The following is a 19,719-nucleotide window of genomic DNA, read 5'->3' as shown; positions in this document are numbered from 1 at the left end:
AGCCCGCGCCCGACACCTCCGCGCGCCCGCCCGCCCACCACTGCGCCACCCCGCCCCCCCCAACCAGGCCCGCCGGCCCCGACGAGGAGGTGCGCCCCGCCGTCCTCTTCGAGGGACTCGGCGAGGCGTTCGACCTGGCCTCGGCCGAACTGCGGGCCCGGCGGCGGCCGTACGGGGGCGACGCGCTCGACTGCTTCGTCGCCGCCCACGCCCGTACGTACGGCGCGCGGGACACCCCCGTCTTCCGGCAGCGGCTCCGCGTCCTGCTCACCGTGACCGCCGATCCGGTGCTCGACCGCTACTGGGCGCTCAGCGGCGAACTGTCCGGCCCGCTCGAACCGACCCTCGGCGCCGCCCAGGAGTGGCTGCGCGCGGCCCTGGAGGCGGAGCCGGGGCCGCCGGAACCGGCCCTTCCCGGCGCGCGGGGCTGACGGCGGGCGCCGAGCGCATCGCGCTCACCGGGCGGTCCGGGCTCCACCGAGGAGTGGATACGGTAAATCCCATGACCCCGGCGTGAAAACAATGTGTTGCCGGTGTGCCGCAACCACCAACGACCTGCGGATACCTGACATTTGCAGCGTTGCAGCGTCGGCTCGATTCTGCGTAGCATTCGTCACCGACGGAATCCGGCTACGATCCCGTCACGCGCCGATGGCCACCGCTGTCCGCCGGACGCCGAGCGCCGAAGGCCGCCCACGGCCGCGGAGCGGAATGAAACCCGGAGGGAATACCGGGGAAACAGCTCATTCACCACGCTCACCCCCACACGCACGAATTGAGCGCAAGGCAGGCACGTGAAATTCACGACGATGGACGAGTTGGACGCGACGCCGGGGCTGCTCACCGTCTGGCGGGCCGTGCCGCGGGGTGCGCCGGTGGGGGCGGGCGAGGCGGGGTGGGTGGCCGACGGGCGCGCCGCCTCGTACGTGCAGGAGGCCCATATCGTCGGCGCGTTGGCGGGCGGGCGCGGGGCCGAGCGGGCTCCGGCCTGGCTGGCCAGCGCTTTTGAGCTGCCGGGGGCCGATGCGGAGGCGCTGGAGAGGGCGTTGCTCGCGTGGATCGACCGGCACGAGTCGCTGCGCAGCCGGCTCGTACCGGCGGACGGCAGGGGCCCGGACGGGCTGCGGCGCGTGACCCTGCCGGCCGGGGGTGTGGCGCTGCGGCGCGACGTCGAGGGGCGCTTCGAAAGCGGGAAGCTGCTCGCCTCCCGTATTGAGGAAGTGTTCGACGCGGAGACCGATCCGCTCGCCTGGCCGTCATTCGTGTTCGCCACCGTCGAGCACACCGACGGGCTCACGCTGTATCTCGGCTTCGACCACTCGAATGTGGACGGATATTCCATCCTGCTCATCGCGCATGAAATTCGGGAGCTGTATACGGCGGCCACCCCGGGAACTCCTGCGGAGCTCAACGAGGTCGGGAGTTATCTCGACTTCGCCGACACCGAGCGCGCCTACGCGGCGCTCGTGCACGACGAGCACGAGGCCGTCGTCCGGTGGCGGGAATTCCTCGGTTCCGGGGGCGGCAGGCTGCCCGAATTCCCCCTCGCGGCGGGTGGCGGTCCGGGCGTCCCGGATCCGACCGCCGAGGCCCCGGGGGAGCAGCTCGGCGGGTGCGACTGGCTGCTGGACGCCTCCACCGCCCAGGCTTTCCAGAGCGCCTGCCGCGACCACGGCGGCAACTTCCTCACCGGGGTCCTCGCCTGCCTCGCCCTCGTGAGCCGCGAGGAGGGCGGAGCGGGCGCGGAGGACGCGGAGAACGCGGAGCCGGGCCGGCGGGGGCGGGCGCACGGCGAGTTCCGGGCCCTCACCCCGTTCCACACGCGGAGCGACGCGCGGTGGACGCACTCCGTCGGCTGGTACGTCGGCGTGGCGCCGCTGCGGGTCCCCGTACTCGGCGACGACACCTTCGCCGATGTGCTGCCCGCCGCGTCCGCCGCGCTCGACGGGGCCTCGGAGATGGCGGCGATACCGTTCCCCCGGGTCTCCGAACTGCTCGGGAAGCGGCTGCGGCCACGGTTCGTCGTCTCGTACATGGACATGCGCAGGACCCCGGGCGCACGCCAGTGGGGCGCGTGGAGGGCGGCGGCGCTGCGCAGCCGCTGCCTCGACCCCGACGAGGTGTACCTGTGGATCAACCGCACGTACGAGGGCGTCTACGTGAGCTTCCGCCACCCCGCCACCGAGCACGCCCGGCTCGCCGTCTCCCGCCTCGTCGCCGGGACCGGACGGCTGATGGACCGTGTCGCGGGTGCGGGTGCGCCCGGCCGACCGGTCGACATGAACGATGTTCTTCTGCGGGACCTCGTGCCCGCCCGGCAGCAGGAGCCCGCCCCGTGTTGATGACCCCTCTTCTCGAACTCTCGCCCGAACCGGGTGAGTTGGTGCGCTTCCAGGTGCCCGGCGCCGACACGGCCGCCTCGCTCGTCTCGCCCGTGCCGGCCAGTTACGTCCAGGAGAACCACGTACGGCGGCTGCTCGCCAACCGCGCCGCGGGCCGGCCCCAGTCCGCGTGGGTCGGGATCATGTACGACGTGCCGGGGCGGCTCGACACCGGCGCCATGGCCGCCGCGCTGAACCGGTGGGTGCTGCGGCATCCGACCCTGCTCACCTGGTTCTCCCTCCAGGAGGGCGAGGGCGGTGGCGGGATCGTGCGCCACGCCGTCGATCCGTCCGCCGTCGCGGTGGAGGCGGAGGCCCTCGGGACGTACGACTCCCCCGACGAGATCCGCGACTGGCTGCTGGACCTCTTCGACACCGGCACGGATCCGCTGAACTGGCCGCCGTTCGTGGTGGGTTCGGTCGTACGGGACGATGTCTCGACCGTCTACTACGCCGTCGACCACTGCCACAGCGACGGCCTCTCCGCGCTCCTCGTCTTCAACGAGCTGCGCGCGCTGTACGAGGCGGAGACCGGCGGGACGGCCGCGGAGCTGCCCCCGGCCGGCAGTTACGTCGACTTCTGCGCCCTGGAGCGGGAGCGCTCCGCGCTGCTGACGGCCCGATCGCCCGAGGTGCTCCGCTGGCTGGAGTTCTTCCGCGCGGGACCGCCCCCCACCTTCCCGCTGGACCTGGGCACCGAGCCGGGCGCGGCCCATCCGAAGCTCTCGCTCTCCCTCGATCTGCTCGACGCCGGGGAGACGGACGCCTTCGCCAAGGTCTGCCGGACGCACGGCGCCGGGTTCTCCGCCGGGGTGCTCGCGGCGCTCGGCATCAGCGGGTACGAGCTGGGCGGGCACCGTACGTACCGGGCGCTCTCCGTCGTGCACACCCGGGACGAGCCGCGCTGGCTGCTGTCCCAGGGGTGGTTCATCAATCTGGTGCCCGTCGAGTTCCCCGTCGCCCCGGACGGCGCCGAACCGGCGCTCGCCGATGTGCTGACCGGCGCGCGGACCGCGTTCGCGCGGGCGCGCGAGCTGGCGGGGGTCTCCCCGATGCGCGTCGCCGAGCTGGTGCCGGGGCTCGCCGTGCAGCCGGGCGCCGGGACCGTGCTGCCCATGGTGTCCTACGTCGACCTGCGCCACGCGCCCGGTTCGCAGGACTGGGCGGAGGCGAACTGCCACGGTCTGGCCGGGCCCGGGACCAGCACGGACGTACCGATCTGGGTGAACCGCCTCTGGGACCGTACGTACGTCAAGGTCACCTACCCGGACACGGCCGCCGCCCGCGCGAACGTGCCGCGCTTCCTGGAGCGGCTGCGGGACGTGCTGCGCGAGATCGCCCGGAGCGGCGCGTACCCGGTGCGGACCACGGAGGACTGATTCCGTGCGCGTCACGACGATGGACCGGTACGAGCCCGCGCCCGGCCGGGTGGTCGAGTTCGTACCGGCCCCCGCGACGCTCCGCGCGGCGGACGGCGCCCCGCCCGTCCCCGTACCGCCGTCCGTCAACCAGCGTTTCCATCTCGCCGCCGCCGAGCACGCCGAGGAGGGCGCCGGGCACTGGCTGGCCTGCGCCTTCGACCTCCCGGACGGCCCCGTCGACCTGACCGCGCTGCGGATCGCGTTCGAGGGGTGGGGGCGGCGCCACGAGACGCTGCGCAGCGGTTTCCGCGCCCCGGCCGCCGACCCCGGGAGATTCGTGGTGGGCGCCGCCGCGTACCGGCTGGTCGCGCGCGACGCCGGGACGTACCCGAGCGGCGCGGACGTACGGGAGTGGCTGACGCGGCGGCTCGGCGCGGCCTGCCGGCCGCTGAACTGGCCCTCGTACCTCTTCGCCGTGGTGGTGCGGCCCGGCGGCGCGACCGTCTACTGCGGGTTCGACCACTGCAACGCCGACGCCTACTCGCTGGCCGTCGCCGTGCGGGAGATCCGCGAGAGCTACGCCGGAGCCGCCGGCGCGCTGCCCGCCACCGGCAGCTTCGTCGACCACTGCGCCGAGGAGGCCGAGCGGGTGTCGGCGCGGACGGTGGACGCGGGCGACCCCCGGGCGCGCGGCTGGGCGGCGTTCTTCGCCGGCTGCGACGGCACGACGCCCGCCTTCCCGCTCCCCCTCGGCGTACCGCCGGGCGCGCGCGCCCCGCAGGGGACGGACTCCCGCCGGCTGCTCGACGCGGCGGGGGCGGACGCGTTCGAGGCGCGCTGCCGGGCGGCCGGGGGCAGCGCCTTCACCGGGGTGCTCACCGCCGTCGCCCTGGCCGCGCGCGGGCTCGGCGGCGGGGACGTCCTGCGGCTCTGCACACCGCTCCACACCCGGTACGAGGAGCGGTGGACGCACGCGGTCGGCTGGTTCACGACGATCGCCCCGCTCACCCTGGACATCACCGGCGTACGCGGGATCGAGGACGGCGTGCGCGGCGCGCGGGAGGCGTTCCGGGCCGCGCGGGCGCTGGCCGAGGTGCCCTTCGCGCAGGTGCTGCCGGCGCTGGGCGGGGTCTTCCGGCGCACCCGTGACGACGTGTTCATGGTGTCGTACGTCGACTACCGGCGGCTGCCCGGCTCGGAGCACCACCGGGCGGCCCGTGCCCATCACATCAGCAGCGTGACCACGGCCGACGACGCGCAGTTCTGGTTCTCCCGGACGCACGAGGGGCTGTTCCTGCGCTCCCGCTTCCCGGCCACACCGGCCGCCGGGGCGGTGGTCACGGGGTTCGCCGACGCCGTCGGGGAGACGCTGGCCCGGCCCTGAGCACGACGGCGTACAGCCGCCGCGACGGTCACGGAGCGTAGAGTCCTTGGGGTCCGGCGGCCGCCGGACGGTTCGGAGGAGACCGCGGTACGCGGGCGTGCCTCCTCCACCGCGGAGGGCCCGGCCCGGGAACCGGTGGCGGGCAAGGCACCGATCGGGGCGTGTCGCTGTCTTCCTGTACGGGAGCTGTCGTCCCGTACAGGAGTTGTCGTCCCGCACGGGAACCGTCGTCCCGTACGGAAGCTGTCTCCCCGTAAGGGAGCTGTCTCCCCGTAAGGGAAGGGCGACGCCTCACCACGGCGCGCGCCACGCCCCAGCCCACCGAGACCGCGAGAACGGGACCGACCTCATGCACGGAACCAGCCTCGCCCCGACCGGCCCAGGCGGGGCCGGCGCAGGGGCCGGCCAGGCGCCGCAGGACCCCATACCCGGGCCGGCCCCGCGCCGGCCCCTGCGCGAGCACGTCCGCGGGTTGACGCGCGACCCGGGCGCCGCGGCCCCGTACGCCCTCGCGCTCGCCCTGTTCTGCGCGTACGCCACCCTCACCGTCTGCCGCTACCGCCTGATGGCGTCCGCCTCCTGGGACCTGGGCATCTTCGAGCAGGCCGTACGGGGGTACGCGGAGCTGCGCGCGCCGATCGCCGACATCAAGGGACGCGGCACCCACATACTCGGCGACCACTTCAGCCCCGTGACCGCGCTCCTCGCGCCCGTGTACCGGGTCTTCCCGACCCCCGTCACCCTGCTGATCGCCCAGGCCGCGCTCTTCGCGCTCTCCGCCGTCCCCGTCACCCGCGCCGCGAGCCGGCTCCTCGGCCGGCGCCCCGGGCTCGCGCTCGGCGTCGCGTACGGCCTGTCGTGGGGGCTCCAGCGCGCGATCGCCGTGGACTTCCACGAGATCGCCTTCGCCGTCCCGCTGATCGCCTTCTCCCTCGAAGCGCTGCTCGCGCACCGCTGGCGGGCCGCCCTGTGGTGGGCCGTCCCGCTGCTGCTGGTGAAGGAGGACCTGGGGCTGACCGCCGCCGCGCTCGCGGTGCTCGTGGCGGTACGCGCCCGGCGCACGCCCGAGGCTTCCCGGGTCGTCCGGCACGCCCTCGGGGTCGCGGCGCTCACCGCGCTCGCCGCGGTCCTCACCTTCACCGTCGTCATCCCGGCCTTCAACACGGCCGACACCTACGACTACTGGGCCAAGATGGGCGGCGGCAGCGGTCCGCTGGACGGCGCCGACATCAAGTTCCGGACGCTGCTGTGGCTGCTGCTGCCGACCACCGGGCTCCTCGCGCTGCGCTCCCCGCTGCTGCTCGCCGCCGTGCCCACCCTCGGCTGGCGGTTCCTCTCCTCGGAGGAGCACTACTGGGGCACCGCCTGGCACTACAGCGCCGTCCTGATGCCCGTCGTCACCCTGGCGCTCGCGGACGCGTGCGCGGGCGTGCGCCGCGCCTCGCGCGCCCGCCCGTGGGTGCGTTCGTACGCGTACCACCTGCCCCCCGCGGTCGCCGCCGCCGCGCTCGCCCTCACACCGTCGCTGCCGCTCTCGGCGCTGACCGAACCCGCCGCGTACACGGTGACCGACGAGGTCAGAGCGGTGGAGGCGCTGCTGGAGCGGATCCCCGACGGGGCGGACGTCGAGGCCAACACCGCCCCGATCAGCCGTCTCACCTCGCGCTGCCGGGTCTTCTGGCTGGGCAACACGCGAGGCCTCACACCGGACTTCATCGCGCTCGACAACCGGCGCGCCCCGGGCCGCGACACGCTGGCGTACGCGCGACAGCTTCACCCGAAGGCGGCGTACCGGATCGCCGGGGAGGCGGGCGGGTTCGTGCTGCTGGAGCTACGGTCGTGACATGACGGCCGGGCGCTCCGCCGTCGTTCCACCGTGGGACGTCGCGGAACGACGCGGAACGACGCGGGCACAGGCGGGCGCGGGCAGGACGAGAGCGGAGGCGAGGGGCGCGATGACGCGGACGCCGTCGGAGCAACGGCCACGGCCACGGATCGTCGAGAAGGCCGAGCCAGGACCCTACCCGGGCGCGCGGACGTCCCCGCCCCGGGTCTGGTACACCTCGTACGGTTCCAACACGCATCTCGGGCGGCTCGCCCACTACATCGGCGGCGGGCGCCCGTCCGGCGCCTCGCGCGGTCACCCCGGGTGCCGGGACCGCCGTCCGCCCGCCGCCTCCGTCCCCGTCGAGCTGGCCGGCGCGCTGTACTTCGCCACCGAGTCGGACCTGTGGGGCGGCGGGCGCGCCTTCTACGACCCGGACGCCCCCGGCCGGGTCCTCGCCCGCGCGCATCTGGTCACCGTGGGCCAGTTCTCGGACATCGCCGCGCAGGAGATGTACCGGGAGCCGGGCACCGATCTCGATCTGACGCGGGCGCTGACCACCGGCCGGCAGACGGTCGGCGACGGGCGGTACGAGACGCTGGTCCGGCCGGGCACGCTGGAGGGCCTGCCGGTCCTCACCTTCACCGCGCCCTGGCATCTGCACGACGTCCCGTGGAACCCGCCCTCCGCCGCCTACCTCGCCCATCTGTACGCGGGGCTGCGGGAGACGGGCGCCTGGGACCCGGCCACGGTCGCGGCGTACCTGGCGGGCCGCCCCGGCGCGGCCGGGCACTGGAGCGCGGCGGAGGTGACGGCGCTGGGGGCCGTCACCTGACGGCGTCAGGCGTCGTGCGTCAGGCATCGGGCATCAGGCGTCAGCAGGCTCCGGACCCTGCTCCTGCTCCTGCTCCTGCTCCTGCCGCGCCCCCTCCGCCAGCAGCCGCAGCAGCCGCTCCACCTCCCCGGCCATCGCGTCCCGCCCCGGGCCCAGATAGCGGCGCGGGTCGACGGTCTCCGGGCGGGCGGCGAGCCGCTCCCGTACCTCGCCCGTGAAGACCCCGTTGAGATGCGTCGAGATATTGATCTTGCGCATCCCGGCGTCCACGGCCGCCACCAGCGTGCGGTCGTCCACCCCCGACGAGCCGTGCAGCACCAGCGGTACGGGCACCGCCGCGTGCAGCTCCGCGATGAGCGCGAGATCCAGCGCCGCCGTACGCCGGGTCATCTGGTGCGCGGTGCCCACCGCGACGGCCAGCGCGTCCACGCCCGTGTCGGCCACGAACCGGGCCGCCTCGTCCGGGTCGGTCCGCACCCCCGGCGTGTGGGCGCTCTCCCCCGCGCCGTCCCCGGACCCGTCCTTGCCGCCGACGGCGCCGAGTTCGGCCTCGACCCACACCCCGTGGTCGTGGCACCAGCGGGTGATCTCCCGGGTGCGGAAGACGTTCTCCTCCCAGGGCAGCAGGGAGCCGTCGTACATGACGGAGGTGAAGCCGCGCCGTACCGCCTCCTTGACCAGTTCGGTGCTGGTGGCATGGTCGAGATGGAGCCCCACGGGGACCGCGGAGTCCGCGACCGCCGCGTGCGCGGCGGCGGCGAGCGGGCCGAGGGCGCCCCGGTAGGCGACGGCGTTCTCGCTGATCTGCACGATGACGGGCAGGGCCGCCCGGTCCGCGCCCGCGAGGATGGCTTCGAGCTGTTCGAGCAGGGCGACGTTGAACGCACCGACGCCGTGCGCGGTGCGGGCGACCAGCTTGCCGGTGGGGGTCAGAGGCATGGTTCCAGTTCCTGAGAGTTACGGCGGGTGAAAGGGACCGGCGGACCGGACCGGGCCGGAGGAGGTCCGCGGGCCGGAGGAGGTCCGCAGGCCGGAGGAGGTCCTTGGGCCGGAGGAGGTCCGTGGGTCAGAGGAGGTCCGTGGCCCTCAGCGACGGCTGGAGGAGATCGCCGTGGGCCCGCACCATGGCGTCGCACAGCTCCCAGATCCGCTCCACGGGCAGAGCCGCCGCGGTCGCCGGGTCCGTCATGGCGGCCTGCCGCACCGCGCGCGGGTCGTCCTCCAGCGCGGCCCTGACCACCAGGTCGTTCATGCTCAGGTAGGTGCGGTTGAGCGCGGCGCACTGGGCGGGGAGCGCGCCGATCCTGGTGGGCTGCACGCCCGACGCGTCGACCAGGCACGGCACTTCGACGGTGCCGCTCGCGGGCAGGTTCTCGATCAGCCCGCGGTTGGGGACGTTGCCGTAGACGGTGCGGGGGGTGCCGGTGGTGATGCTGTGGATGATCTGGGGCGCGTACTCCATCGTGGCCTCGACGTCGAGCGGGGTCCCGGCCGCCAGCGCGTCGCGGGTCTTCTCGTACAGGGCGACGTTCTCCTCGACGATCCCCAGGTACGCGCCGACGGGCAGCCGCAGCCGCTCGATCTCGCTGTCGTGGTGGAGGTACCAGGGCACGTACTCGGAGGAGTGCTCGCTCGTCTCGGTCGGGTAGTAGCCGAGCCGCCGGTACATGTCGACGCGCACCCGGCGGCGCAACTGGGGGTCGGAGGCGATGAGTTCGTCGAGCCGGGGGTAGAGGTCCGTGCCGTTGTGCTCGAACCGCAGCATCCACGCCTGGTGGTTGACCCCGGCGGCGCGGTACGTGACCTCCTGGTACGGGACGTCGAGCAGCGCGGACAGATCGCGCAGCGTCCAGTAGACGGAGTGGCACAGGCCCACGACCCGGGTCAGTCCGGTGGCGGCGGTGAGGTACTGGACGTTCATCGCCATGGGGTTGGTGTAGTTGAGCAGCCAGGCGTCGGGGCACAGCTCCGCGATGTCCGCGCCGAGCGCCTTCAGCAGGGGGAAGGTGCGCAGCGCGCGGAAGATGCCGCCGACGCCGAGGGTGTCGCCGATGGTCTGGCGCACACCGAAGGCGGCCGGTACGTCGAAGTCCGTACGGGTCGACGCGCCCATGCCGACCTGGACGATGTTGATGACGAAGTCGGCGCCGGCCAGGGCGGCGCGGCGGTCGGCGTGCGCGCTGACGGTGACGTACGGGGCGGCCCCGGCCCGGTCGGCGATGTGGCGGGCCGCGCCCTCGGCGGTGGCCAGCCGCTCCGGGTCGATGTCGTGCAGGGCGATGTGCAGGTCGCGGAGGTCGGGGAAGGCGAAGAGGTCCGTCAGGAGCCCCTGGGTGAAGACGACGCTTCCGGCGCCGATGAAGGCGATCTTCGTGGTGGTCATGACACGTTCTTTCGGTCGCGGGTGGAGACAGGTGGATCGGCCGGGAGCGCGGCGCACGCCTCGTCCCAGGTGGGCTGCGCGGGGGTGCCCCCGTATGCCCGGGTGGACAGGGCCCCGCAGACGGCGGCGAGTTCGAGGGCGTCGGGCAGCGCGCGGGCGGCCAGCATCGCGGCGACGAACCCCGCGTCGAAGCTGTCGCCCGCACCGACCGTGTCCAGCGGCTCGGCGGGGATGCCGGGGGTACGGAAGACGGCGCGGCCGTCGTGCACGAGGGCGCCGTCGGCCCCGTCCTTGACGGCCACCAGCGGCCCTCGGGAGGCGAGCAGACGCGCCGCCTCCGCTACGGGGGCGTCCTCGGGGAGCCCGGCCAGCGCACGGGCCTCGCGGGCGTTCGGCAGCAGGAAGTCGGTGACGGCGAGCACCGCCCCGAGCCCCCCGGAGCCGTCGGAGTCCCAGGTCCCCGCCGGGTCGTCGTTGGTGTCCAGCGAGGTGGTGGCCCCGTGCGCGCGCGCCGTACGGAAGAGCGCGGGCAGCGCCCCGGCCAGCTTCGGCAGCAGGAAGTACGAGGCGGCGTGCACATGGCGGCTGTCGCCGAGCAGCGCCTCGGGCACGTCGTCGGCGCCGGTGGCGGTGAGGGTGCCGGGCGCGGTGAGGATCGTACGGTCGCCGTCGCCGCGCGTGACCACGACGGTCAGCGGCGTCGAGAGGGTGGGGTCGAACCGTACGGCGCCGGTGTCGACGCCCCGCGCGGTGAGCGCCGCCACGACGAACCGGCCCGCCTCGTCGTCCCCGACGCGCCCGGCGAAGGCGACCTTGAGGCCGAGGCGCGCGGCGCCGCACGCCATGATCGCGGCGGAGCCGCCGAGGGTCAGCAGGCCGGTGTCGACGAGTTGTTCGCGCTGGCCGAAGGCGAGGGGCGCGTCGAGCGGCCCGAGGACGATGTCGGGGTTGGCGTCCCCGACGACCAGCAGATCGAAGGCGTGCGACGGGGAGGCGGACGAGGCCGTGGCGGGCGAGGTGGAGGTGAAGGTCGAGGCGGACGAGGCCGTGGCGGGCGAGGTCGAGGTGGAGGTCGTGGCGGGCGACGGGGAGACGGGAGAGGTCGAGGTGGAGACGGGCGAGGTCGACGCGGGCGAGGTGTGTGGCGCGGGAGAGGTGTGCGGCATCCGGCTTCCCTGAAGTGCGGAGACATGGTGGGAGACGTGGGCGGCGGGGCGGGCGGGGGCGTGGACCGCGGGGCGGTGCGGCCTCATCGCCGTCTCATCCCTTGAGCCCCGAGGAGGTGATGGACTGGACGAACGACTTCTGCGCGAAGAGGAAGGCGAGCAGCACCGGCAGCACGGTGATCACGTTGCCCGCCATGACCGCCGCCCACTGGGTGTGGTGCAGGCCCTGGAAGGTCGTCAGCCCGAGTTGCAGCGTGTACTGCGTGTCGTGGTTGATGGCGATCAGCGGCCAGGTCAGGTCGTTCCAGGTGGTCAGGAAGGTCAGTACCGCCACGGTGCTCAGCGCGGGCCGCGACATCGGCAGCACGATGAGGAACAGCACGCGCAGCCGTGAACAGCCGTCCATCCAGGCGGCCTCCTCCAGCTCCCTGGGCAGGGAGAGGAAGAACTGCCGCAGCAGGAACACCGCGAACGGCGTGACCAGCGAGGGCACGATCAGCGCGCCGAGGGTGTCGATCAGTCCGAGGCGCTTCATGACCAGGAAGGTGGGGATCATCGTGAGCTGGAACGGGATCGCCATCGTCGCCAGCATCAGCCCCATCAGCAGCCGGGACCCGGCGAACCGCATCCGGGCGAACGCGTACCCGCCGAGCGCGCCGAAGACCAGGTTGGACGTGACGGCCACGGCCGAGACGATCAGCGAGTTGGCGAACCAGCGGGGGAACATCGCGTTGCCGAGGACGTAGCGGTAGCCGCCGAGGTCGATCCCCGAGGGCCACAGGGCCGGCGGGAAGCGGTTGATCTCGGCGTTGCTCATCACGGAGCTGAGCACCAGCCAGACCAGCGGGATCGCGAAGACCAGCGCGAGCGGGGCGAGCAGCAGGTGCCAGGCGCTGAAGGGCAGCCACGACCGGCCCCGGGGGCGCGGTGCGGACGGCCCGGCGGGGACGGGTGCGGACGCGGACGAGGACGTGCTGGTGACCGTCACCGGGCAGCTCCTTCGACGGATACGGGGCGTACGGAACGGCGCCGTACCAGCCGCAGCCCCACGGTGACCACGCCCAGCGCCACGGCGAGCACATAGGCCGCCGCCGCGCCGTAACCGGCCGTGAAGTTCTTGAACGCCTGCTCCCAGATGAAGTAGACGATCACGGTGGTGGAGCCGAGCGGCCCGCCCTTGGTCGTCACGTACACCAGGTCGAAGACCTGGAGGGCGTTGATGGTCTGCCACACCAGCAGGAACGCGCTCACCGGTGTCAGCGCGGGGAGTTTGACGTGCCGCAGCAGGTGCCACCGCCCGGCGCCGTCCAGCCGCGCCGCCTCGATCAGCGACGGCTCCACGTCCTGGAGGGCGGCGAGATAGACGACGACGCAGAAGCCCGTACCGCTCCAGAGCGAGATCGCCACCAGCACCAGCAGCGCCTGCCCCGGGTCCGAGAGAAAGCCCTGGGGGGAGACGCCGAGCGTGTGCAGTACGGAGTTGGCGACACCGAACTCCGGGTCGAGGATGAAGGAGAACAGCACGCCCTGGGCGGTCGCCGAGATGACGAACGGCACGAAGATCAGGGTCCGGTAGAGACCCACGAAGCGGATGCGCCGGTTCAGTACGAGGGCGAGCAGCAGCCCGAGCCCGATGGAGAGCGGCACGTACAGCGCCGTGTAGAGCAGGGTGTTCTTCACGGCCTGGGCGAAGTGCGGATCCATGCGCAGAGCGCGGTAGTTGTCGAGGCCCACCCAGCGGCTGGGGGTGACCAGGTCGTCCGCCTGGAAGGAGAGCAGGAACGACCAGCCGACGGGGACGATGCTCAGCCCGAGGATGATCAGGACGGCGGGCGCGATGAACGCCCAGGCGGTGGCGGACTCGCCCCGGCGCAGCGGCGAGCCGCCGGTACGGAGCGGGCGGGGCCCGGCGGGACCGGCCGGGGCCGGGCCGGGATCCTTCCCCCGGGTACGGCGGTCCCGGGCGGCGGCGGTACCACGGCCGGGGTCGGGGTCGGGGAGCGTGAGCGGGGCGGGCAGTCGCGGCATGACGGTTCTCCTGAGCGCGGTGGGCGCGGGCTGCGCGGTCGACGCCGGGTACGCGGCCGACGCTGGTCACGGGCAGCGCCGTTCAGGCGGGCGAGCCGTGCGCGGGGATCGCGGTGGAGGCGGGGGAGGCAGGGGTCGTGGTGGTCGCGGCGCGGACGGTCAACGCGGTATGAGCAGCGCCGCGTCGGCCTCCCGCGCGCACCGGCGCAGCGCCTCGGCCGGAGTGCTCCTGCCGAGGAGCACGGCGGCGATCGCCTGCCCGAGCGCCTGCGAGATCTGCGGATACGCGGGGTGCGCCGGGCGCACCCGGGCGGCGTCGAGCGCCCGGGTGAACACCGAGAGCCCCTCGGTCTCCGCGTCCTGCGCGCGCCAGGCGGGCAGCGCCGCGGTCGGCCTGCTCAGCGGCAGACTGCCCGCCTGGATGTCCCAGCGCACGTCCTGGGCCGGCTCCATCAGCCAGCTCAGAAAGGTGCGGGCGGCCCGTACCCGGGCGGCGCCGTTGTCGAAGACCGTCCAGGTGTCGGGCCCCGAAATGGTCATCGGACGACGGCTGTAGCTGGGCAGCGGGACGACGTGGTACTCCACCTCCGCCTCCCGGATGTCGGGAAGCTGCCACGGCCCGGTGACGACCATGCCCATCCGCCCGGAGAGGAAGACCTGGTACATCTGCTCGCTGCCGGGCTTGGGGTCGACGTACACGCTCCGCGACCTGGCGAGCGTGTCCACCGTCTCCAGCGCCCGTACGCCGGTCTTCGCGAAACCGATCGACCTGCCGTCCGGCGCGATGACCTCTCCCCCGAGGTCCCACACCATGGGCCACAGCCGCCACACCGTGTCCTCGTCCCCCACACCCGGCCAGCCGGTGCCGAAGACGGAGCGCCGCCGGTCGGTGAGGCGCGCCGCGGTGTCGGTGAACTCCTGCCAGGTCCAGCCGGCTTCGGGCAGCGGCAGCCCGGCGTCGCGGAAGAGCTTCTTGTTGCAGACGACGGCGAGCGAGTCGATCAGTGCGGGGGCCGCCCGTACCCGCCCGTTGACGGTGACGGCGTCCCGCGCGGGCGTCCAGTAGTCGTCCCACGGGACGGATCCCGAGCGGACGGTACCGGTCAGGTCGACCACCGAGGGGCTGCGGGCGACGCTGGCGAGGTCCGAGCCGAAGACGTACGCGATGTCGGGGAAGGAACCGGACGCGAGCGCCGCGGTGATCTTCTGGAGCATCGCGTCGGCGAGGACACCGCCGCCGGGGCTGACCCGGATCCCGGGGTGGGTCCGGTTGAACTCCCGTACCAGCGCCTCGATCGTGGCGCGGCCGGAGTCGGTCTGGCCGTGCCACAGCTCCACCGTGACCCGGCCGTCGGCGCCGACACCGTCCGCCGCGCCCGCGCCGCACCCGCAGAGCACGGCCGACGCGGCGGCGCCGAGCGCCAGTCCGGAGCCCCCGCGGAGCATCCCGCGACGGGACATACGGGGCATGCGGGAGTCCGCGGCCATGTCTACCTCCCTGGAAGGCGTGCGGCACGCGGTGCCGTACGCCGAAGCCTGTTCACCGAAGGGCCCTGCGCGTCGCGGGCCGGCGGGGCCTCATCACCGAGCGTCGGCGGGCCTCGTCACCATGGGCCGCCGGCCTCCGTCACCGAAGGCCGGCGGGGCGGGGCCCCGGACGAGCGGGGCCCCGGACGGGAGGTGGCGCGTCAGCAGGTCTGGCGGAGGTAGCCGCTGCTGCCGATCGGGGAGACGCCCAGGTCCCTGCGGACGATGGACAGCTTGTCCTTCCACCCCTTGCAGGCGGTCGAGAGCCCCTTCGAGGTGTACTCGATGACGATGACGTTGTTGCCGAAGTGGTCGGTGTACGAGTCGCACTCGGTCCACTCACCGCACTCCTCCGCGATGGCGAAGTCGAGCCCGGTGGTGGAGCGGTACTCGGCGAGGTCGGCGGTGTTCTTCTGCGCGATCGCCAGGCCCTTCGCGTGCGCGTGGGCGGAGAGCTTGCTGATGTACGCCATGGCGGCGTCGGTGCCGAACTTGCCCCGGCTGCGGTCGTAGCTGTCGTAGTTGTCGGGCTCGACCGCCTGGAAGCCCTTGGCCGCGCAGCCGTCGATCCAGCCGTTCACCTTGGCCACGATCCGGTCGCGCTTGGCGGCCGTGCTGACGTCGAGGATGGCCTCGTCCCACTCCTCGTCGATGATGACGTCGCCCGAGGCGTCCCGCAGGAGGAGGTCCGCGTCCCACTCGTCCAGCTCGGAGGGCTGCACCTGGAAGGCGTTGACGTAACAGATGTTGTAGAGACCGGGGGCGGGCGACGCCTCGCGGTCACGGCTGACCACGCTCACACCGGCGGGCGGGGTGTACGCGCCGCCGATCTGGTAGTCGAACCCGGCGTGGGCCGGGGGGAGCGTGACGGCGGCGGCCGCCGCGCCCGCGGGGGAGGCGGAGAGAAGGGGGGCGACCAGCGCTGCCGTGAGGGCCGCGACCGCGGCGGAGATCCGGCGGGTGCGGGCACGATTGATGCTCACTGTCGAGCTCCAGAAGGATGGGGGGTACGTCCCCGCCTCGGACCCTGGAGTGATCCTGGCGACTCTGTCCGGACTTGCGGGGCCGTGGGGGCCCTGCGCTTACCGGCTAGGCGTACCTCTGGTGCCGCAGACTCAGCTCAGACGCTCAGCTCCGGCGTTTGGAGGAGTAAAGCGAGCGGGCCCACTCCGTGTCAACAGATCACAGGAACACAACTCTGCCCCACAGGCACCGAGTCGGTGCCCGTACGGGGTGCCCGTACGGGCGGGACCGGGCCCGTACCGGGCTCACAGGAGACGGACAGCGTGAGGCCATCTCACGCCCAGAATCGCTCCCTAGGGTCCCGTACATGACACCGAATCAGGCGGACCAGGAGCCGGACCACCGGCCGGACGACGAGCCGGACCAACGGCCGGACAGGGCGGTGAGCAGGAGGCGCGCACCGGCCGTCGGCCGCGGTGTCGTCACGGGCGCGGGGGCGGTCGCGGCCGGGTACAGCGCTTTCGCGGCGGACCCGGCGGGGAGCGCGGCGGCGTCCTCGTCCGGCGCCTCGTCCACCGGCTCGTAGCCGTGCGCCGCGAGGACGAGGCGCTGGCGCGGGCCGCGGCCGACGCCCTGCTGGCCGAGGCGGAACTCACCCCGAAACCGGGCCTCCCCGACACCCGCGAGGCGGACTTCGGCGCCCTGCGCTGGTCGGCCGGGTCGCTGGTGCCCGGCCTCGCGGCGATGGCCGCGGCGGCCCGCCGGGCGCCGGAGGGACCGAGCCGCCGGCTCCGGGCGGAGCTGGGCTCGATCGGCCGCTCCACCGAGCGCTCCATGGCCCGCGCCAACGCCGGTACGGCGCTGCACCACGGCGCGCTCTGGCCGCTGGGGCTGCTGGTGGCCGCCGCCGCGCTGGAACCGGCGCGGGCCCCGGACGAACTGCCCGCCGTCGCCCGCGCCATCGTCACCTTCACCGACGGGGCCGCCCCGCGCCGCCCCACCCCCGGTTCCGCGGTGGCCTCCCGCTACGGCGCGGCGGGCGCGCGGGGCGAGGCGCGGGCCGGATTCCCGCACGTACGGCGGGCGTTGGCGGCCCTGCGGAGCGCGCGGGACGCCGGGGCGCGGGAGACCGGGGCCCGGCTGGACGCCCTGCTCACCGTGATGTCCACCCTCCAGGACACCGGCCTGCTCCACACGGCGGGCCCGCACGGGCTGCGCCTGGTGCAGAACGGCGCCCGCGACATCCTCGACGCGGGCGGCACGGCCACGGCGGCCGGCCGCTCGGAACTGGCCGCCTTCGACACCCGGCTGCGCGCGGCGGGGCTACGGCCGAGGGGCAGCGCGCACCTGCTGGCGGCGACGCTCCTCGTGGACGGGCTGTGGTGGCGCGGCGGCACCCTGAGAGCCCAGGCCCAGCCGCAGCCGCAGGCGCCGCCCCGGTCGCAGCCGCAGGCGCACCCCCGGTCGCAGGTTCAGCACCGGTCGCAGGTTCAGCCCCGCGCGGCGGCCCGGCGGGGGGAGGCCCCCGTACCGGCATGACCGCGCGCTATCCCCCGGGCCCGTCGTCGCGCCCCTCGGCCGTACGCCCCTCGGCGGTGCTGCCCGGTGCGCCGCCGCCCTCCGCTCCGCCGCCCTCCGCTCCGGTGCCGGGGCGGCCGGGGCCGCCGGTGCGCCGGCCCGGCGGGTCCGGGGCGAGGTGACCGACCACCTCCGCCAGCTCCATGCATGCCTGCTCCACCCTGCGCCGGATGTTCCGCTGCTCGGTGACGATCGCCGCGAGCAGCAGCCCGGTCAGCGCGACCGAGCCGTTCAGCGCCTGGAGGCTGACCATGGTCTCCGTGAGGTCGTGGTGGGTGAAGGGCCCGACATGGTCGGTCGCCGCCCAGATCACCACGACGGAGACCAGCAGGGCGCAGGGCGCGCTGCCCGCCAGTTGGAAGCGCAGGGCCGCCCAGATCAGCAGCGGGAAGACGAGGAAGAGCAGACACAGCGGGCTCCGGGCGGCCACCGGGGTGACGACGACGGCCGTGACCACCAGCGCCGCCGCCTCCGCCCAGCGCCGGCCCCGGACCCGCCCGGCGCCGCCCGGCCCGGCCCCGCCCCGGTCGCCGCCCCTCCCCGGCAGCCGGACCCGGCGCAGCAGGAGCAGCAGCGGGGTGACCACCAGGACCCCCATCGCGTCCCCCGTCCACCACGCGGTCCACGTCGGCCAGAACCCGTGGCGCGGCAGCCGGTCGCTGAGCACCAGTACGCCCGTACCGATGGTCGCGCTGATCAGCATCCCGCCCAGCGCGCCCAGGAACACCAGCGCCACCCCGTCGCGCAGCCGGTCCACCTCAAGGCGGAAACCGGCCCGGCGGAGCATCAGATACGCGCAGACCGGGGCGAGGGTGTTCCCCACGATGATCACGACGTCCGACGGGTGGAAGACGCTGATGGTGACGATGCTCAGCAGCGCGCCGAGCGAGATCCCCGGCCAGACGCCCAGGCCCAGATGGAGCAGGCAGCCCAGGGCGACGCCGGTCGGCGGCCACAGCGGGGTGACGATCGCGCCCTCGACCCGCACCTGTCTGACCAGCCCGAGCTGCCCGAACGCGTAGTAGGCGACCGCGACGCCGAAGGCCGGCAGCGCACGGACGGTGAGACGGCGGAGTTGATCGGTACGCACCACACCGGCCATCAGACAGTGCGCGCCGCCGCACTCCGCCCAGGTCGGCCGTGACACGCTGCCGAAGCGGTCACACGGGCGGCCGGAGCCCCTCCGGCGCCGCGTCGTGGCGCAGGACGAGGACGGCGGCGTCGTCGGAGTGGCCGGTCAGCTCGGCCACCTTCATCACCTCGGCCGCCAGCTCCCCCGGCGCCGCACCCGCGCGTACGCCCTCGACGAGCACCCCCGCCACTGTGGCCAGGCCCTCGTCGATCGAGAACGAGGGTCCCTCGACCACCCCGTCCGTCAGCAGGACGAAGGCGCCCGCCTCGGTCAGCCTGCGCCGGGTCACCGGGTACGCCTCGCCCGGCTGGATGCCCAGCGGCAGCCCGCCCGCGTCCTCGGCGATCCCGGACCGGCCGTCGGCGGTGGCCCACACCGAGGCGACATGGCCCGCCCGCGCGCTGCGCAGCTCCCAGGTGACCGGGTCGAAGCGGAGGAAGGAGCAGGTCGCGAAGAGGCTGGAGCCCACCGAGAGCAGCAGGTCGTTGGCCCGGCTCAGCACCTCGCCCGGGTCCGTCGCCGTCGCGGCCACCGCCCGCAGCCCGATCCGTACCTGCCCCATGATCGCGGCGGCCTCGACATCGTGGCCCTGCACGTCCCCGACGCAGAGGGCGAGCGCCCCGTCGGGCAGCGTGAAGCCGTCGTACCAGTCCCCGCCGATGTCGAGCCCGTCGCGCGCGGGCGCGTACCGGGCGGCCGTCCGCAGCCCGGGGAGCGCGGGCAGCACGCCGGGCAGCATCTCGCGCTGCAACGCCTCGGCCAGCTCCACCCGGGCATGCTGGATCTCCGCGCCCCGGCGGGCCTGGGCGGTGAGCCGGCCGAGGGTGGTCAGCAGATCGTCGGCGCTCGTGGCCGGGGTGGACCGTGTGGGACGACGCCGGCTCATCCACCGCTCCGAGGTACGTCCGTCATGGACCGTCCGTCATGACCGCCCCGGGGGCCCCGTGGCGGCGTACCGACGGTGACCCGCGCGGGCAGCCCGAAACCCGGCCCGCACGAACCACCGCATCCATCATATTTCCGACACGCCCATTCCGCCCCACGGGCCGGTCACCCGGTCCCGGCCCCGGGGGCCGCCGTACCCCCACCCCGCCGGAAACGCCGCGTGCCCGCCCGCCGGGCCGCGGCAGGGGGGGGGGCGGGGGGGTGGGGGGGC

16 protein-coding genes and 1 pseudogene are annotated in these 19,719 nt (G+C 74.3%); 8 read left to right on the top strand and 9 right to left on the bottom strand.

Annotation, left to right across the window (positions count from 1 at the left end):
- The 6 genes and pseudogenes from ACFXPK_RS21890 to ACFXPK_RS21865 form a co-directional block, all read left to right on the top strand.
- Nucleotides 1–431, top strand: a pseudogene (locus ACFXPK_RS21890) (hypothetical protein); the annotation flags it as partial.
- Nucleotides 432–794: 363 nt separating this feature from the next.
- Nucleotides 795–2,342 carry a condensation domain-containing protein gene (locus ACFXPK_RS21885; RefSeq protein WP_385077812.1) on the top strand — a complete coding sequence of 516 codons (1,548 nt, stop codon included), beginning with the start codon at nucleotides 795–797 and terminating at the stop codon, nucleotides 2,340–2,342.
- The gene (locus ACFXPK_RS21880; RefSeq protein WP_385077840.1) at nucleotides 2,342–3,760 is read left to right on the top strand and encodes a condensation domain-containing protein; all 1,419 of its coding nucleotides are present in this window, start codon (nucleotides 2,342–2,344) and stop codon (nucleotides 3,758–3,760) included. The genes ACFXPK_RS21885 and ACFXPK_RS21880 overlap by 1 nt, the downstream gene beginning before the upstream one ends.
- 4 nt (nucleotides 3,761–3,764) lie before the next feature.
- Nucleotides 3,765–5,126: a condensation domain-containing protein gene (locus ACFXPK_RS21875; protein ID WP_385077810.1), complete on the top strand. Its 1,362-nt coding sequence runs from the start codon at nucleotides 3,765–3,767 to the stop codon at nucleotides 5,124–5,126.
- A 349-nt stretch (nucleotides 5,127–5,475) separates the two neighbouring features.
- On the top strand, nucleotides 5,476–6,969 hold the full coding sequence (locus tag ACFXPK_RS21870) for a DUF2079 domain-containing protein (protein WP_385077808.1): 1,494 nt from the start codon (nucleotides 5,476–5,478) through the stop codon (nucleotides 6,967–6,969).
- 112 nt (nucleotides 6,970–7,081) lie between these two features.
- Entirely contained in the window at nucleotides 7,082–7,786 is a 705-nt protein-coding gene (locus ACFXPK_RS21865) for a histone deacetylase (RefSeq protein ID WP_385077806.1), read from the top strand.
- 33 nt (nucleotides 7,787–7,819) lie between these two features.
- On the opposite strand, the gene ACFXPK_RS21860 is transcribed toward ACFXPK_RS21865, so the two are convergent.
- The 7 genes from ACFXPK_RS21860 to ACFXPK_RS21830 all read right to left on the bottom strand — a co-directional run bounded on the left by ACFXPK_RS21860 (nucleotide 7,820) and on the right by ACFXPK_RS21830 (nucleotide 15,873).
- Nucleotides 7,820–8,725 (bottom strand): ketose-bisphosphate aldolase, encoded by a 906-nt coding sequence (locus tag ACFXPK_RS21860; protein ID WP_385077803.1) that lies wholly within the window; start codon nucleotides 8,723–8,725, stop codon nucleotides 7,820–7,822.
- Nucleotides 8,726–8,852: 127 nt separating this feature from the next.
- On the bottom strand, nucleotides 8,853–10,169 hold the full coding sequence (locus ACFXPK_RS21855) for an alpha-glucosidase/alpha-galactosidase (protein ID WP_385077800.1): 1,317 nt from the start codon (nucleotides 10,167–10,169) through the stop codon (nucleotides 8,853–8,855).
- Entirely contained in the window at nucleotides 10,166–11,140 is a 975-nt protein-coding gene (locus ACFXPK_RS21850; protein ID WP_385077837.1) for a carbohydrate kinase family protein, read from the bottom strand. Before ACFXPK_RS21850 ends, ACFXPK_RS21855 begins: the two co-directional genes overlap by 4 nt.
- A gap of 289 nt (nucleotides 11,141–11,429) precedes the next feature.
- Nucleotides 11,430–12,323, bottom strand: coding sequence for a carbohydrate ABC transporter permease (locus ACFXPK_RS21845; RefSeq protein ID WP_385077797.1), 894 nt, complete (start codon nucleotides 12,321–12,323; stop codon nucleotides 11,430–11,432).
- Nucleotides 12,320–13,363, bottom strand: a complete 1,044-nt coding sequence (locus ACFXPK_RS21840; RefSeq protein ID WP_385077794.1) for a carbohydrate ABC transporter permease — start codon at nucleotides 13,361–13,363, stop codon at nucleotides 12,320–12,322. The genes ACFXPK_RS21845 and ACFXPK_RS21840 overlap by 4 nt, the downstream gene beginning before the upstream one ends.
- 159 nt (nucleotides 13,364–13,522) lie before the next feature.
- Nucleotides 13,523–14,851, bottom strand: coding sequence for an ABC transporter substrate-binding protein (locus tag ACFXPK_RS21835; protein ID WP_385077791.1), 1,329 nt, complete (start codon nucleotides 14,849–14,851; stop codon nucleotides 13,523–13,525).
- 200 nt (nucleotides 14,852–15,051) lie between these two features.
- Nucleotides 15,052–15,873, bottom strand: coding sequence for an endo alpha-1,4 polygalactosaminidase (locus tag ACFXPK_RS21830; protein WP_385077788.1), 822 nt, complete (start codon nucleotides 15,871–15,873; stop codon nucleotides 15,052–15,054).
- Between the two features lie 347 nt (nucleotides 15,874–16,220).
- On the opposite strand from ACFXPK_RS21830, the gene ACFXPK_RS21825 reads away from it, so the two are divergent.
- Both ACFXPK_RS21825 and ACFXPK_RS21820 read left to right on the top strand, forming a co-directional pair.
- Nucleotides 16,221–16,439 carry a hypothetical protein gene (locus ACFXPK_RS21825; protein WP_385077786.1) on the top strand — a complete coding sequence of 73 codons (219 nt, stop codon included), beginning with the start codon at nucleotides 16,221–16,223 and terminating at the stop codon, nucleotides 16,437–16,439.
- 2 nt (nucleotides 16,440–16,441) lie between these two features.
- A complete protein-coding gene (locus tag ACFXPK_RS21820; RefSeq protein ID WP_385077783.1) occupies nucleotides 16,442–17,392 on the top strand; it encodes a triphosphoribosyl-dephospho-CoA synthase in 951 nt (316 codons plus the stop codon).
- Between the two features lie 7 nt (nucleotides 17,393–17,399).
- On the opposite strand, the gene ACFXPK_RS21815 is transcribed toward ACFXPK_RS21820, so the two are convergent.
- Both ACFXPK_RS21815 and ACFXPK_RS21810 read right to left on the bottom strand, forming a co-directional pair.
- Nucleotides 17,400–18,524, bottom strand: coding sequence for an MASE1 domain-containing protein (locus ACFXPK_RS21815; RefSeq protein ID WP_385077833.1), 1,125 nt, complete (start codon nucleotides 18,522–18,524; stop codon nucleotides 17,400–17,402).
- A 67-nt stretch (nucleotides 18,525–18,591) separates the two neighbouring features.
- Entirely contained in the window at nucleotides 18,592–19,449 is an 858-nt protein-coding gene (locus tag ACFXPK_RS21810; protein ID WP_384996930.1) for a PP2C family protein-serine/threonine phosphatase, read from the bottom strand.
- Nucleotides 19,450–19,719 lie beyond the last annotated feature (270 nt).

This window comes from Streptomyces sp. NPDC059142 (assembly GCF_042755665.1).
GTDB lineage: Bacteria > Actinomycetota > Actinomycetes > Streptomycetales > Streptomycetaceae > Streptomyces.
This window is presented reverse-complemented; position numbering and strand designations above follow the sequence as displayed.

Excerpts from the sequence above, each read along its gene's own strand:
- ACFXPK_RS21860 (WP_385077803.1), bottom strand. The coding sequence starts at position 8,725 with ATGCCTCTGACCCCCACCGGCAAGCTGGTCGCCCGCACCGCGCACGGC.
- ACFXPK_RS21855 (WP_385077800.1), bottom strand. The coding sequence starts at position 10,169 with ATGACCACCACGAAGATCGCCTTCATCGGCGCCGGAAGCGTCGTCTTC.
- ACFXPK_RS21880 (WP_385077840.1), top strand. The coding sequence starts at position 2,342 with ATGACCCCTCTTCTCGAACTCTCGCCCGAACCGGGTGAGTTGGTGCGC.
- ACFXPK_RS21825 (WP_385077786.1), top strand. The coding sequence starts at position 16,221 with ATGACACCGAATCAGGCGGACCAGGAGCCGGACCACCGGCCGGACGAC.
- ACFXPK_RS21865 (WP_385077806.1), top strand. The coding sequence starts at position 7,082 with ATGACGCGGACGCCGTCGGAGCAACGGCCACGGCCACGGATCGTCGAG.
- ACFXPK_RS21835 (WP_385077791.1), bottom strand. The coding sequence starts at position 14,851 with ATGGCCGCGGACTCCCGCATGCCCCGTATGTCCCGTCGCGGGATGCTC.
- ACFXPK_RS21870 (WP_385077808.1), top strand. The coding sequence starts at position 5,476 with ATGCACGGAACCAGCCTCGCCCCGACCGGCCCAGGCGGGGCCGGCGCA.
- ACFXPK_RS21840 (WP_385077794.1), bottom strand. The coding sequence starts at position 13,363 with ATGCCGCGACTGCCCGCCCCGCTCACGCTCCCCGACCCCGACCCCGGC.
- ACFXPK_RS21810 (WP_384996930.1), bottom strand. The coding sequence starts at position 19,449 with ATGAGCCGGCGTCGTCCCACACGGTCCACCCCGGCCACGAGCGCCGAC.